This is a genomic window from Paenibacillus sp. JT22N12 (assembly GCF_056269365.1).
The window spans coordinates 60,532-74,767 of the sequence record NZ_JBWDNU010000011.1 but is presented as its reverse complement, the minus strand read 5'-3'; the positions used below and the strand labels follow the sequence as shown (position 1 = coordinate 74,767).

11 protein-coding genes are annotated in these 14,236 nt (G+C 44.7%); 2 read left to right on the top strand and 9 right to left on the bottom strand.

What is annotated here, in order from left to right; translation table 11 throughout:
* Positions 1-159: 159 nt before the first annotated feature.
* The 8 genes from AC0YOA_RS29210 to AC0YOA_RS29175 all read right to left on the bottom strand — a co-directional run bounded on the left by AC0YOA_RS29210 (position 160) and on the right by AC0YOA_RS29175 (position 6,273).
* Entirely contained in the window at positions 160-708 is a 549-nt protein-coding gene (locus tag AC0YOA_RS29210) for a DinB family protein (RefSeq protein WP_475789624.1), read from the bottom strand.
* Positions 709-982: 274 nt separating this feature from the next.
* Entirely contained in the window at positions 983-1,453 is a 471-nt protein-coding gene (locus AC0YOA_RS29205; protein WP_210044431.1) for a DinB family protein, read from the bottom strand.
* Positions 1,454-1,699: 246 nt separating this feature from the next.
* Positions 1,700-2,308 carry a zinc dependent phospholipase C family protein gene (locus AC0YOA_RS29200; RefSeq protein WP_475789623.1) on the bottom strand — a complete coding sequence of 203 codons (609 nt, stop codon included), beginning with the start codon at positions 2,306-2,308 and terminating at the stop codon, positions 1,700-1,702.
* 55 nt (positions 2,309-2,363) lie between these two features.
* Complete coding sequence (locus AC0YOA_RS29195; RefSeq protein WP_475768986.1) at positions 2,364-2,555, bottom strand: hypothetical protein; 192 nt, start codon at positions 2,553-2,555, stop codon at positions 2,364-2,366.
* Between the two features lie 114 nt (positions 2,556-2,669).
* A complete protein-coding gene (locus AC0YOA_RS29190; RefSeq protein ID WP_475789622.1) occupies positions 2,670-2,993 on the bottom strand; it encodes a hypothetical protein in 324 nt (107 codons plus the stop codon).
* A 243-nt stretch (positions 2,994-3,236) separates the two neighbouring features.
* The gene (locus AC0YOA_RS29185) at positions 3,237-4,073 is read right to left on the bottom strand and encodes a nucleotidyltransferase domain-containing protein (protein WP_475789621.1); all 837 of its coding nucleotides are present in this window, start codon (positions 4,071-4,073) and stop codon (positions 3,237-3,239) included.
* 108 nt (positions 4,074-4,181) lie between these two features.
* Positions 4,182-5,096: a phosphotransferase family protein gene (locus tag AC0YOA_RS29180; RefSeq protein WP_475789620.1), complete on the bottom strand. Its 915-nt coding sequence runs from the start codon at positions 5,094-5,096 to the stop codon at positions 4,182-4,184.
* Positions 5,097-5,139: 43 nt separating this feature from the next.
* A complete protein-coding gene (locus AC0YOA_RS29175) occupies positions 5,140-6,273 on the bottom strand; it encodes a hypothetical protein (RefSeq protein WP_475789619.1) in 1,134 nt (377 codons plus the stop codon).
* 460 nt (positions 6,274-6,733) lie between these two features.
* Here AC0YOA_RS29175 and AC0YOA_RS29170 point away from each other — a divergent pair, with 460 nt between their 5' ends.
* The gene (locus AC0YOA_RS29170; protein WP_475789618.1) at positions 6,734-7,105 is read left to right on the top strand and encodes an iron chaperone; all 372 of its coding nucleotides are present in this window, start codon (positions 6,734-6,736) and stop codon (positions 7,103-7,105) included.
* 75 nt (positions 7,106-7,180) lie between these two features.
* Here the strand turns inward: AC0YOA_RS29170 and AC0YOA_RS29165 are convergent, their stop codons facing one another.
* Complete coding sequence (locus AC0YOA_RS29165; RefSeq protein ID WP_475789617.1) at positions 7,181-12,613, bottom strand: S8 family serine peptidase; 5,433 nt, start codon at positions 12,611-12,613, stop codon at positions 7,181-7,183.
* 804 nt (positions 12,614-13,417) lie between these two features.
* On the opposite strand from AC0YOA_RS29165, the gene AC0YOA_RS29160 reads away from it, so the two are divergent.
* A complete protein-coding gene (locus tag AC0YOA_RS29160; RefSeq protein ID WP_475789616.1) occupies positions 13,418-14,212 on the top strand; it encodes a cyanophycinase in 795 nt (264 codons plus the stop codon).
* The last annotated feature ends 24 nt before the right edge of the window (positions 14,213-14,236 follow it).

The following is a 14,236-nucleotide window of genomic DNA, read 5'->3' as shown; positions in this document are numbered from 1 at the left end:
TTCAAAAACCAAAAACTTCATGAGGATTTTTTATCCAGGCTCTTGGATATCTGGGAACAAATAAGGTAAACCACTTGACGGCCTCAGCCCGGTGCAATACAGGACTAAGGCCGCTTAATTGAATGTATTTTTTGTACTGTCTGCTTGACGGGGTGCAGTTCAGTCCTGGACTGCCGCGGCATAAAGGAACCGGCAGTAACCGATTTCGGCAGCATTCTTTATAAGTTCAAGATTTAGCCAGCCTGCAAGCGCATGAAATGGCTTATCGGTGAAAGGCCATCTTGTTCGATCGTTAGAAAGAAGTTCATCATCCAACAACTTGGCCACTGCAGTTTCCCATTCATGACGCAAGTGTGTGATTCTCTCCCTCGTTTCGATGATGTTGCCAGGACAACTAACATCCTCACGCGTTAATGTTCCTTTTCCAAAGGAATAGTCAAGAACCATTGTCCACCAAAACATGATATGCCATGTTAACCAAGCTATACTCGCCGGTCCAATATCGTAAGCCTCTGATTCCGGCCAATCTGCGCGCCAGACTCCTGATTCATTAAAAACATGAAGCCCCTTTGAAGCAGGTCGCCACAGATACTCCTCATCTTCAAGGCCATCGAGATGAATCTCTAGCATTTTCCATGAGATTTCGAACTGGAAATGTAGTGTATGCCGGATGCAGTCTGTTATGCTTTGAATATTTTTATCGTTCACAGCTGCTCTCCTCCGTTTTCTATGTCAATTAAAAAACAAACATTCATTATAAATGTTTGCTTAATAACTAATATTTTATCAAAAAGTCTATTTATCGACAATGCTGACAAACAAACATTTTATCATGATTTTTCAACCACTCTCCTCTCATTAGCTCAATCATCACCAAAGAAAGACGAAAAAGGAGCTGCCTTTCCAGCTCCTTTTTCGTCTTTTTAAAACTATCGCGCCGGGAAAGTTTGATTGTACTTGCCGATAATCAGCTTATTGGGGATTAAAACAATCCCCGGCGAATGAGATTAGCCGTCACGGGGACTTTGCCCGCTTCCCTCGACCACACGGACAATTGGCCGATATGGTGGATTTCATGGGCGATGACATGCCGCATGACTTCTCCATATTTGAAGGTAACGGGTTCCCCCTTTGGTGTTAATTCCGTTAAATCCTTCGAATCCATTTCATCGGTCCACGACAGGACAAAAGGACGGACTTCCTCGTGAAACCTGGCGGATAATTCCGTCACCTTCTGCAGGGTGGCATAGGGTTCGAATGGCTCCGTGAACTCCGGCTTCATTTGCAGACCGGATATCCAACTGAATTCCACATCCACGATATGAAACAACGTGTGCAAAATGCTTCCGATCCCGCCTGTCCGCTTCTTGAGCAGTTCTTCTTCAGAAACGTCTTGGCACCAGGCGAACCAGTCTTGCCGAACTTGCCAGTTATACTCGAATAATTTCAACATCTGTTTTGCCTCCTAATAAAGCCTGAATTTGAAAGCATAAAAAAGACCACGGGCAATCAGCCCATGGCCAGAATAGAGCGGACACGCGTATGGCGTATCCTAAACGCACATCTGTTCCGTAAGGGGGGCTAGTTGCGGCATAACATCTATGCGGTTTTTATTCATAGCTCCCACCTCCTTTGTCGATGCCATAATCTTACATGATGATTTCCGGTGCGTCAACCTCTTTTGCCCAGCGGGAGAACTCTATCGGATCAGATGTTTAATATACATAGCACCCTTCTCAACTGAAGTCTCTATATAACCGACGATTTGTTCAAAAGTAAACACACTCAACTGCTCTTTAATTGAGCTTTGTTCAACATTCATATCTTCAAATACCTCAGGTAGAAATTTTTCTATATCTTTTTCTGTGACTTCTTCTAATTCAACGATTTCAACCTCTTTTGTAATCACCTGGGTAAAATTGTTTGCAACGTTGTAATAGTCCAATAATTTTCCATTTAACAAACGGAAATCATTATGATATCGATCCAAAACGTCCTTGTCGTTTTCAAGTCTATTTTTTAACCAAGGTATAAAGAAGCCCTTTAACCATATATCATCAGCAATTAAATGTGTATAATAACCCAATATATAATTGGCATGCTTATGGGAGCTATATTTATTTATGAATTTTTCATAATCAATACTCCTTGTGTAATCACTATGGCTTCCGGCAAAAAAATGGGATAAATCTTTAGGAGAAACTGCATCAGGTACAATTCCGCCTAACAAAAATGCCGGTTTATCTTTTATTGAAAAGTGGTCGGCTATTTGATTAGCAATAATAAGGTGCATCATTCTCGAACCCATTACTTGCTGGCCCCCCTTAAGAAGAATTATTATGCTCCGCAAATTTCATGATGCCCTAGCTGAAGCTAAGCAAGATAGCTGGGATTATCAAAGTAAGAAGTAAGATAAACCCCAATGTAACTGCAAAGCCAATAAGTACATTTACCCAAAATGGGCGTTCATGTTCTTTCGAATCCAACATTTCAATTTTTGTTTCGAGTATAATAATCCGCTCCTTTAACGCCTGTATTTCTTGATCTTCTGCCAAATGATCCACCCTCCCTATACGTTCCTATGAAGGAATCAATATTCCGCTTTCGTATCCTTCAAAACAATATCCGTTAGCCGAATGAAGGCCAGCCGCGCGGCAGCCTTTAGTAATTTATACAAGGGTCCCCAATAAGAAAACTGTAAAAACGATACTGCTTGCAACCAGCATAAATCCGCCTACCTTATAACTCAAAGATGTACCAAAATCATTGGGGTATTTTTTTGAAATCAACACTGTTGGCAACCAAAAAATGATAGCGGCTATAAACGGAATGTGAAAACCCACGTCTCCATTCGTATATATATCCCAGTTGAACAAGTGAAACAGATAATGGCTTTTCATAAAGTTGTTTTGAAATTTAAAATTAAATAAAAATCCCGAAATTAGAACAAATAATGCAATTGATCCTGATCCAAACGATCGTTTTATTGTCAAATCAATTCGCTCCCTCAGCGTATGGGTTGATTTAACCTTATTATAGTCATTACCAGTTAAATCTGAACCTCAGTCTTTATTTATTCTAATAATCGTTTTTTTAAATAATTCAAAAAACTTACAGCGTTTATTGAAAGAACACACGAGATCAAGATCCAAACCATAACCCGGTCTGATTGGAGACACTATGATAAATAATCTTTCCCCTGGACATCGTCAAACCTCCTCTGCATCCATAACCATTTAGTTCTTTATAAAAGTCTTAGTTTCTTCAATCAGATCACGCAGCTCATTGAAGGACTTCTCCAAAAAATCCTGATCCTCTGTGACTAAACTGACTATATTATTTACTCTCTTGGAGTATTGCCTTGGTGCCATTCTAAATGAATCTGCAATTGCAACAGCCCCTTTTTCGTTCATCAAGTAGCACTCGTTAACAGCGAACAAGACCTGATTCAAACAGGATATCGACCGAAAACAGCACCCTGCGATGTACGCCAGATCTGTTTTATACATCCCCTTTCTCCCATTATCAAGTGCAAAAGCCGCTTCCCAAAAAAACTTGTGAATCATGGACTTTTTCAATTCAGGCGGATACGGAACCGTTCTTGTCTTCATTTCTCCAATAGTACCGGAAGGATCCCATAATACTTGGCATAACGCGATCTCCGAGAAATAAATCGAGTTGATAAATCCATGTGGATGCCCCGGCTGATAGTCAATAGTAATTTCCCCCGAGCGACATTGCTCGATCACGTCAGATACCTTGTTCAGATCGCGATATAGAAAATCAACAGGATAATGATTAACAACCAGCCAGCCGCCACCATTGATCCACGGCCCCCAGCCGCCGATCTCCGTAACCAAGTTATGTCTGCCAGCATCATCCATACCGGCGGCAAGCTGTTGAAGCCCAGGAATATCTAAACCGCTTCTGGAATCGTAATATATGCCAATATCGATATCTGAGTTGTGAGTATGATTCCCTCTGGCTCTTGAGCCGCCAAGAACAATAGCCCTCACGCCGTTTATTTGCTTCAGACCGTTAACAAGCATAGAAATTGTATTTTCAAGTTCCATAGACCCTCCGTGGTTGGCTATTATATTTTTCCCTAATAAAAAGGGGAACGTGTGCTTCAAGCTATAGTTAATTTCCAGTTCAGTCACCTTCTTAACGGATTGCCCAGACTAACTTTTGTACCAGGTTGGTACAGCGCTTTCAAAATTCCGGTGATCGTCCAGCACTGTACGGATGCGGGCCATCATCGAATCGATTTGTGCCGGCACGACCTTGAGTGTCCAACTGATCGTTCCGAACATAATCAGCGCCGAATATAGCGCATACAGGTTCCAGAATTTTTCCGGAATCTTTCCGTTAAAATAACCGTCGATTTGCCCAATCGAGAACGGAATGCTGACCTCGCGGCTGAAGTAGGCGATTTTCAGAAAATCGTGATACGGGTCTCCCCAGTCGTACCGGTTGAAATCGATCGCCGCCGCATAAGCGCCGCCATGCACAAGCAGATTGCCAGGATGAAAGTCGTCGTGCTGAAACCGGTTCGGGCGACCCTCCATTAGCGGCAATTGCCCTTCGATAAAAGCGACAATCGCATCCTCTTCAGGCAGCTTGACCCCACAGCGGCGGTATTCCGCCAATTGAAGGTTGTGCTTCGCTATCCTTCGCATTGACCACGCTTCCATGTTCTCAAACGCTTCCACTTCGTGCATCATAAGCAGCTCCCGTCCGGCATCGACACCCACGTTGTACTGTTCGTCAGCCGTCATTAGCGGCAGCCTCTCGGAAGCGTCTTCCCCCTCGACATAACGCAAAACCATGTAACATAAATCAAGCGCCTCGACCGTACCGAATGCAACTGGCTCCGAGGTTCGGACGCCGAGTCCGTGTATGCGGCCTACCGCCTCAAACTCCCGGCGTTTGCGTTCGCTCTGATTGAAAGCGGCAGTACGAAGCACGTAAACCGGCTTGTCACTGCCTTCGTAAACGAGATATTTCCCGTCATAAGAGAAGCCTTTATGAATCTTTGACACGTCCGTCGCTTTCCACAACGCCGGGATATATTCCCTGATTTCGGTTATTCGCATCGTGACGCTCCTTCTGGGAATTTGATATACGGTATTGTATTAACTATATTATTTCACTTCTAAGGTTCCAAGACTCTTCTGCCATTTTAAGCAGTGCCTGACTAACTAAAAAAAGATGACTTGATTTTTCTTCCTGTTTTATTCTATCTTCTACTTCCAAGTTACAAATCAGCTTATCAATAACCATAATAAACCTGAACGCCGCAGCTGCAGTAAAACCGAAACGAGCAAGTCTGGAATCCCCGTTCCACTCCATATCTCTAAGTCCCTGCATATAGTTTAGAAACAACTCTTCCTTATATTCTGCTGCCTTGTTAATTGGAACCTTCTTCTTTATTAATGCATATCCAAACATTCGACCGAGTTCTTCTCCTACACCTGAAATGCTTGCAAACTGCCAATCAATCGCTATTAATGAATCGTTTCCATTCAATTGCTCTACAAAAATGTTATCCCAATGTACGTCTTGATGGGCAAACACGCGCGGCAATAATTCCAATGTCTCCAGCAAGCTGTTTACTCGTGTTCTATTAATCTGATAAATCTCCCAAGTGGAGCTCTTCATACCTTTAAAATCCTTCAAACAAGAATCCCAAATAATTTTTTGCTTTTCAATGGATTTGGCATAAGCGGTGCAAACCTCTACCCATGAACGCATCCAAGTGTGACATAAGAAAGACTCAATCGGGAGATGAGTTCCTGTAAGGTACGCGCCATTATATTTTCCGAGCAAGTAGGATATGTTACACATGTGCTTAAATGACCAGTCACTTTGGATAGATTCAGCAGCTATATCCTCAAGCCAGATCCACACATCCCCATTAGGATACTCCTCCACTGCATGGCATATGGGCGCCCTTATACCAGGCGGCAGCTGATTCAGTATCTCTGAATGGTAAACCAAAGCTTCACGTTTCCAATAATTATAGTGATCGACTTGATTTCGCGTAATATCGGGTTTAACTATTTTGAGTATCAGGGCATAATTATGCTTTCTATCGTTGTCCAGAACTGAGCAGGATACCCTATAGACCGAACTTTCTTCCTTGTTTTTTCCCAGCAGGCTGCAAGTCCACGTTAATAACTGTAGATATTCGGACTGAAAAATTCGTTGCAGTAGAGACTGCAAGCAAATAGGATCAATCTCCCATTCTTTTTCCGTTTTTGTGCTTAACATCACGATCACACCTCTGTTTCCTCAAAAACATGTATTTCATTGGGACAGCCTGATGCTCATTACACCCTATTTCCTGGCCAAATTTTTGGAGAGTAAACCATAAAAACGATTTTGTGGCTTTCATGGTACCAATGAAGAATTAAGGATATGATACAACCACCAATATAAAAGAAAGGGAATACAACAGGTAATTAGTATTAATATAACAATAGCTTTGCTTTTTAATTGTTTCCTCATCTATACCCTCCTTTGGCTAACATCGTGGCTTATCCCTGGTCTGGTTTGCCGCGTTCTTTCACACTTGTCCCATTGTGAATCCCTGTATCATTTATTATAGAGGTTTTCTCTGTGTCCATCTATTCGGGGCAATTTCTATGCTCTATAATTTGAATAATAGGTGTTGTTTAGAGGTTTGAGGAACTTCTCTGAACGACATAATTTTTATTTCAGGAGGGAGCAAATGGAAGCTTTTGCAGAATATTTGGCGCATATTGATAACACGCAGCATCGGGCCAGAACGGAAGAAGTTTTGACTTGGGTAACGAAGAAATTTCCAAATTTAATGCCAAAAATTGCATGGAATCAGCCTATGTTTACCGATCACGGCACATTTATAATAGGCTTTAGCGTAGCCAAACATCATTTGGCTGTTGCCCCGGAAAGAACAGGGATTAATCATTTTTCTGATGAAATTGTGCAGGCTGGCTATGATCACACCAAGGAGCTGATACGTATCCGGTGGGATAGTCCGATTGAGTTCTCATTACTGGAGAAAATGATCGAGTTTAATATTTTGGATAAGACAGACTGTTCCACTTTTTGGCGGAAATAAGAGTTATCGGCACTGAAAAAGAAAAGGTGTACAGGCTCTAAAGCCCGTACACCTCTTCTTTTTCATAAAACTGGTTTAACGGATTCTAATGGCAAAGGTTTTTGTGTTCGTTGCACCTTGATCATCTGTAACCGTCAGCTCGACTGTATAGTTTCCTTTTTTCGCATAAGCATGTACAGCTGTTTCGCCGCTGCCTGTTGATCTGTCCCCAAAGTTCCATTCATAGGAGACAATGCTGCCGTCCTCATCATAAGAGGCAGTGCCATCAAATGTTACGTCACGTTTGCGCTGAGCTGCATCTGGTCCTTGAATTAGCGCTACAGGTGCAAGGTTTGGAGGAGCCGGCTCTTCCCCGTCCTCTGTTACATACACTCTGCCAAGGGCCGTCGCTTCAATTTCGTTGCCTGCGGCATCCCATACTCTAACGACGATGACTCCGCCTTCAAGGCGCAGCGACTCCGGCGTTATATAGGCTCCTTCATAATGACCGGATGTCGTTTCGGTCATCGCGGTTTCGTTGAAACTGGACAGCGTGTTTCCAGGCAATTCGATACGGAAGGAAGCGGAAAGACCGGGATCACTGTCAAAGGATACATAGACCGCTTCCCCTACTGTGAGATGCACATCCGTGAGCGGATTCAAATTCGTGATCACCGGTGCATTCCAGTCTGCAATCACCGTACGAGAAATCGTCGTTTCATTGCCTGCCAGGTCCGTTGCGGTTACAGTAATGACATTCTCACCCGGATTAATCAATATCCGGTGAACAAAACTGCCGTCTTCAGCGACCTCAGCAGCCTCACCGTTAACGGTAAGTTCACTTAGGAATTCATCCGTTACCGTACCACTGACGGCATACGCCTCTGCATTCGTTTTCTCTCCATCCTCAGGAGAAGTCACTGCCAGTTCAGGCGCCGTTTGATCAAGTGTTACGGTGACTGGCGCAGAGCGGTCAGTTACCTCTTCACCGACCAATACCTCAGCGGTCAGAACGTTCGCACCGGCATTCAAGTCAATTGTCGCTTCAAACAGATTGTCTTCCACTACTGCTGTTCCTGCCTCTACTTCCCCGTTATAAATGACAACGGTAGATCCATTGGCAGAAGAAGAACCTGTAATGGTAATGCTTTCTTCATTGGTGTAAGTATCCTCAGCCGGTGATGTGAAGACTGGAGCATTGACCGGATACTGTACAGCTGCGCGGATCATGTAATTTCCTTCTTCTACAGGGGAAAGTGACCATACTCCGCTGACCAATTGCCAATTTCGCCCCGAAACAGTACTGCTTTCGTCTGTACCAAGTCCTGGCGCATTCGGATCCGGCTGCGTCTGGATGTAGACGATGTAGAAATCACCTGCAACAGATACCGGTTCAGCAAACTCGACCACCGTCCACTCATCATTGCGAAGAGCTGTTCCATCAAATGGTCCGGCGAGCTGACGTCCAGGGGTGCCATCCGGTCCCGAAGCATCATATATGGCATACTTGAATTCTGTCCCTCCCGGTACAGGCCATTCCGTGTTCCAGAAACGGAAGGAAGCTCCGGTCACTTGAGCCGCTTCAGATTCCGGTGTCATCCGAACGGCCCATCCATTACCTGCAGCATAAAACGCATGTGCATTTTCCGCTGTGCCATCATCGTAAGCAATTTCGCCTGCATGGCCGATAAATGGCTTCAGATCAACATCCTGCGTTACAGTGCCGTTTGCGGGAACATCGACTGTTATGGATTTACTGTAGTAATCCAGTGCGGAGATGGACAGGCTATACTCTCCTTCATATACGGTAAGCGCAAATGTTCCGTCTTCTCCGGTACGTACTGGAGCTACCTGTGCGTCCTCCATCACCATGATAACCGCGTCAGCAATCGGTTCTCCAGTACGTTCATTCCTCACTGTACCCGTAATGGTGCCCTGGGGAACAGCCTCCAATTGGAAGTTGACTGAACGCGTCTGCCCATCCGCAATGGTTACCGGAACCGTTTGTGGATAGTATCCATAGGATTCCACCTTCAGATTGTAATCGCCTGCTACATGATTGAAGCTGTAACGGCCCGTGTATGGGTCTGTACGTACGGAACGTCCGGTTTCAACCACGGTTACCGTCGCTGAAACAGGAAGACTGAAGATCCCGACCTCATCTTCTTTGGATACCGAATCGCCTTGTGTCGAAATGCTTTTGCTTGCAGCAAAGTCACTTAATACTGGAGCAGAGACGTCTCTTAATACTGGAGCTTTCTCTACAACCTTTTCTTTGACCGTTTCGGAGTTTGTATCGCTTGCTGTAGATTCAGGAGCTTCGACTGCAAGTACCCGGAAATCATCCAGATACCATCCTGCATTCGTCACACTGCCGTCTGATGTGAATCTGAATCGTACCTGAACCTCGCCTCCAACGTAGTCATTTAAATCAATGAATACAGGGGACCATTGTTTTCCTTCATTCGGATCGGAGAAATAAGCGATCTCCGTCCAAGTTGAACCACCGTCAGCTGTTATTTCTACGTATGCATCATCATAGTTTCTCTCGATTTCATACCATTGGTTAAAGGTAAGAGCTGCATTGCTGTTTGCAGTCAAATCAATGACAGGCGATACCAAGGAGAAGTTGGCGTCATTTTCATAGGTACTGTCGAGATCCGTTCCCCATACATTAGGCGGACTCACAGCAGCAGCCGGCCCGGGTGCAGAAGGGACTCCTCGTTCCCATTCATCATGCGTGCCTGAGTGCGTCCAGCCGTTATCGTCTGCACTGTCAAACGAATCACTGAAGATCGATTCGGGCACTTGAACATCTACAGAAATTTCGTTGGAAGCCGCGCTTTCATTCCCGCTGTAATCTTTTGCCTTGACTACATAATAATAAGTTGCGGCGTCTCCTTCAATCGTGATGCTGTCCACATAAGTCGTGTCAGCAGTCGTTCCGATAAGCTCATAACCTGAGCCTGAAACGTCAGAACGGTAAACATTGTACTCTTTCAAATCTTCCTCTGCCGGAGCAGTCCAGTTCAGGGTGACGTCACCAAGAATGGAAGGTGTTCCCGTCAACTCTGTCGGGGAAGCCGGAGCCTCTTCATCTGGCAGCTGCAAGGAGAAATCGTCAATATACCACCCTTCGCCTTCAATCGAACTATTGGAAGTCAGCAAGAAAGCTATATATACTTTTTGACCCGCATATGCTGTCAAATCGATATATTGGTTGACCCATGCCTCGCTGCTGCCGGTGAAAGTAAGCAGCTGTTCGAACTCATAGCCGCTGTCTTCCGTTGCGATATAAACACTTCCAAAATCTCCGTTATCTTCCAGGTCATACCATTGCTTAAAGGATAACAATCCGCCCTCCGGCACATCAACCAGGTTGATTGGCGGTGCGATTAAGGCCGTGCTGGAGCCCGGTGCATAAGTGCCCGTTAAATTCGTTGCCATAACACTGTCTCCGGAATATGCACTTCCAGGACCGCTTTCGGGAGTTCCCCATACCCATGGGTTTTCGAAGTCCGGCAGGAATCCAACAGAATTGCTTTCGAAATCTTGGAAATAACCAGGTTCAATTCCTTCCAGTACAGTTACAGAATATACTTTCGTATCATAACCGTTATTGCCGTAATCGTTGACACGAATGTAATATTCAAGTCCCGGTTCTTCAATGAGTGAAGCAGGAATCACTGCCCGGTAAGTCCCGTTTAACCCATCTCCGGAAGTGAGCTCCGCTGGTATGTAACCATAGAGACCCGTTCCTTTAATTCTAGCAAATACGCTGACATCTGTTACTCCTACATTATCGCTCGCACCAATTGTAATTGCGGTATCAAGTCCCGCATAAACGGTCTCAACTACCGTGTGCTCGAGCTCAGGCGCTGTCAGATCATCTCCATCAATGGTTACGCGGCCCGTTACAGATCCAACGCCTTGAAGGACAGAACCAACCGCATCAAGCGCATTTACGATACCATGTCCATAACCGTTGTTAGGCGAATTCGGAAAATTGCTATCTGTTCTTTCCGTCGCCGTTTCCGTCAAGATATCTTCCAGATCGTCTACAGTGAGCGAATTATTGGCTTGCAGCAAGAGCGCTGCGATCGCTGTTGTATGAGGGCCAGCCATTGACGTTCCGTTCCAGCCGCCTTCATAACCGCCGCCAGGAACAGATGAACGGATGTTTACACCTGGCGCAGAAACCTCAGGCTTGATCTCGCCATAAGGAGAAGGTCCTTGAAGTGAAAAATCTGCCAGGTTGCCGTTAACATCCGTAGCCCCGGTAGCGAACGATTCCGGATAGTTGGCCGGGTTTGCAACAGATCCAGGTCCGCCGGGATTCGTTATTGTAGTATTGCCTGCAGAAAATTCAGGGAAAATCTGAGCATCCCGCCAGGCTTGTACGATCGGACGGAACCACTCGTCGATGCCTGGACCTCCGCCCCAGGAGTTGTTTACAACATCCGGCGCAAGTTCAGGGTGAAGATTCCCTTCCTCATCAACCGGAGCAAGCAGCCACTGCGCACCGTCGAGGATGATGGCATCCGTTGTAGATGGATTAAAGATCCGGACCGCCATCCATTTCGCACCGGGAGCAACGCCTATAATATTGGTGCCATCCTCTTCCGCACCGACCATCGTACCCATCGTATGCGTTCCGTGACCCTCAGCATCCGTCGGCATCGAAGAACCGCTGTGCGGATCGTACCAGCTGAGCTCCGGATCCACGACATTGCCATTGGCATCCAAACCGCGCCACTTGCTTGCCAATGCAGGATGCGTATATTCAACGCCTGTATCCAAGTTAGCTACAACAATACCGGAACCATCGATTCCCTGTTCCCATATTTCAGGAGCATTGACTTGGGCAATGTTCCACTCGATGTTTTCAGGGTCAAAATCTGAGGCTTTTGCCTCGGAGCCCTTAACAGCAGTAGAAGAACCGCTGGCTGCAGCGCTTGCCTTTGGTGTGGAAACATTCTTGTCCACGGTAACTTCCTGGAGAAAGCGTTCTTCGTTCGGAAGAATTTTATCAATACCGGGCTGGAGAGCGAGTTCTTCCACTACTTCCTTCGTACTGGTAACAGCCAGGGAGTTGACGATAAAGAAGCTCTTGTATTCCTTAACTCCTCCTGATGCCTGCTGCGCATCCAGATACTTTTGAATCGGGATTTGAGTACGGGTTGCAGCCTCTCGAAGCGTATTTACGACTGATGTCCTTGCTGACTTTTTCGCGGCCGCAGGTGTTGCCTTTTGAGCCGTTGCGAGTTCAAATGCTTTCTGAGCAGCAAGTCCGGTATCTGCCTGCTCACTTAATTTGACGAGATAAGTCACATACTTGTCTTCTTCAAAAAGTTTGTTCAGCTTGGAATCTACTTTCGCCGTAATCAAATCCGGGGAAGCAGATCGCAAATCGACTTTGTCTGATGCCGCCGCTGCAGGAGCAGCGCCAACCGGAATAACAATAGACACTGCCAGGAGGAAAGCCATCCCGAGTGAGAACGTTCTTTTAGTTTTTTTCGCTGTGACCAAGTCTACTACACTCCTTTAAAATGGAATAGAAAACGGTAGGATCTTCTCCAAATTTTTGGAATACATTTTTGCTTACAGCAATAACAAAACTAGTACTCTTAGAAACACCAAATAAACCACTAACCGACGAGAAGCACACAACAAAATCTGGCTTGTCTTTTTTTGATAACCACCCCCTTTAAGGTGAATCAAACGTTAGCAATAGAGTCAATACATACAATTTGCAAGTCAAATCAGAGAGAATGTCATCTTAGATGGGAGGAAGCTAAAATCAATAGAAGTAGAAACAGAGGATGTTGTGGGTCTTTTTAGAGTGAGTTAAGGAACATATTTATTCCTGTATTCTTACACGAGGGTATTTAAGCTTGAGTAAAGTATAAAGATATTACAAGAAACTTACAAGCATTTATGTAAGTGTTCCTTACAAGAAAATCAAAATTATCGCAGATAATTCCAGAATTTAACACTAATGCCTGTTAGTTGTGAAAGACAGCCTATTCACTTAGGTCGGCTGCCTCCTCCTGTTGTTTATTAACACTCGTGCCCGTTAGCGTAAGGTTATAACAACCATATTCGGGCGTAATCATTTGAGGTAGTGTCTTGGTTCAACCATACCGCTTTTATTCCGAGCTTTTGGGCTCCTCCAACATCAATTAATATTGAATCGTCAAGAAACCATACATACAAATAAGATTCCTGTATGTCAGTTTTTAATAAAAATGATATAATTTTCATACTAACCTATCATATCAATAAAAAAAAATCTTCTTATGGACATAAAAAATGAGGGGATGGATGGTGTGTATGATTTCAAAAGGTCTGGAAAATGGTTCTTTGGTTATTGCAGGCGGGGGACGCTTACATTCGGATGTAATTGAGCGGTTTATAGGATTGGCAGGCGGTACGCAAGCTTCAATCATTGTGATTCCTACGGCTCAAGAAGAGAACCTGAATGCCAATAAAGGGCAGGATTTAACTGCTTTTGAACAGGCTGGGGCTGCCAATATCACATTCCTTCACACTAATGATCGAAATTTGGCTGATACGGAGGAGTTCGCCGCTCCAATAAAATCGGCCCATGCCGTATGGTTTTCGGGCGGAAGACAATGGAGGCTTGCTGATGCCTATCTGCACACGAAGGTTCATCAGGAATTGAACGCTCTTCTTGACCGGGGAGGTACTATTGGCGGAACTTCTGCGGGTGCGACAATCCAAGGGTCCTATTTGGTAAGAGGAGATACTCAAACAAACACCATTCTTATGGGTGACCATGAGGAGGGTTTTGGTTTCTTGAAAAACGTCACGATTGACCAGCATTTGTTACGTCGAAACCGTCATTTTGATCTAGTTGAAGTTATCTCCGCTCATCCGGAGCTGCTGGGTATTGGTATTGACGAAGGAACGGCCATTGTGGTTCAGGGAACAACCTTTGAAGTAGTAGGTAAAAGTTATGTTTCCATTTATGACAAGGAGTATATGAATACTACAGGCGGTAAATTTTATTTTCTATCCCCTGGAGATACATTCAACCTGGAAACAAGAGAAGCAAAATTATCATACAATATGAATCAGGCTTCCAATCAGGCGTCAAACGAGTAGAGAGCGTAATGACCTGAATTGGTA

What these genes read in the sequence shown, in the direction of transcription:
- AC0YOA_RS29200 (WP_475789623.1), bottom strand. Translation starts at nt 2,308, where the DNA reads ATGGGTTCGAGAATGATGCACCTTATTATTGCTAATCAAATAGCCGAC.
- AC0YOA_RS29205 (WP_210044431.1), bottom strand. Translation starts at nt 1,453, where the DNA reads ATGTTGAAATTATTCGAGTATAACTGGCAAGTTCGGCAAGACTGGTTC.
- AC0YOA_RS29180 (WP_475789620.1), bottom strand. Translation starts at nt 5,096, where the DNA reads ATGCGAATAACCGAAATCAGGGAATATATCCCGGCGTTGTGGAAAGCG.
- AC0YOA_RS29170 (WP_475789618.1), top strand. Translation starts at nt 6,734, where the DNA reads ATGGAAGCTTTTGCAGAATATTTGGCGCATATTGATAACACGCAGCAT.
- AC0YOA_RS29160 (WP_475789616.1), top strand. Translation starts at nt 13,418, where the DNA reads ATGATTTCAAAAGGTCTGGAAAATGGTTCTTTGGTTATTGCAGGCGGG.
- AC0YOA_RS29185 (WP_475789621.1), bottom strand. Translation starts at nt 4,073, where the DNA reads ATGGAACTTGAAAATACAATTTCTATGCTTGTTAACGGTCTGAAGCAA.
- AC0YOA_RS29175 (WP_475789619.1), bottom strand. Translation starts at nt 6,273, where the DNA reads ATGTTAAGCACAAAAACGGAAAAAGAATGGGAGATTGATCCTATTTGC.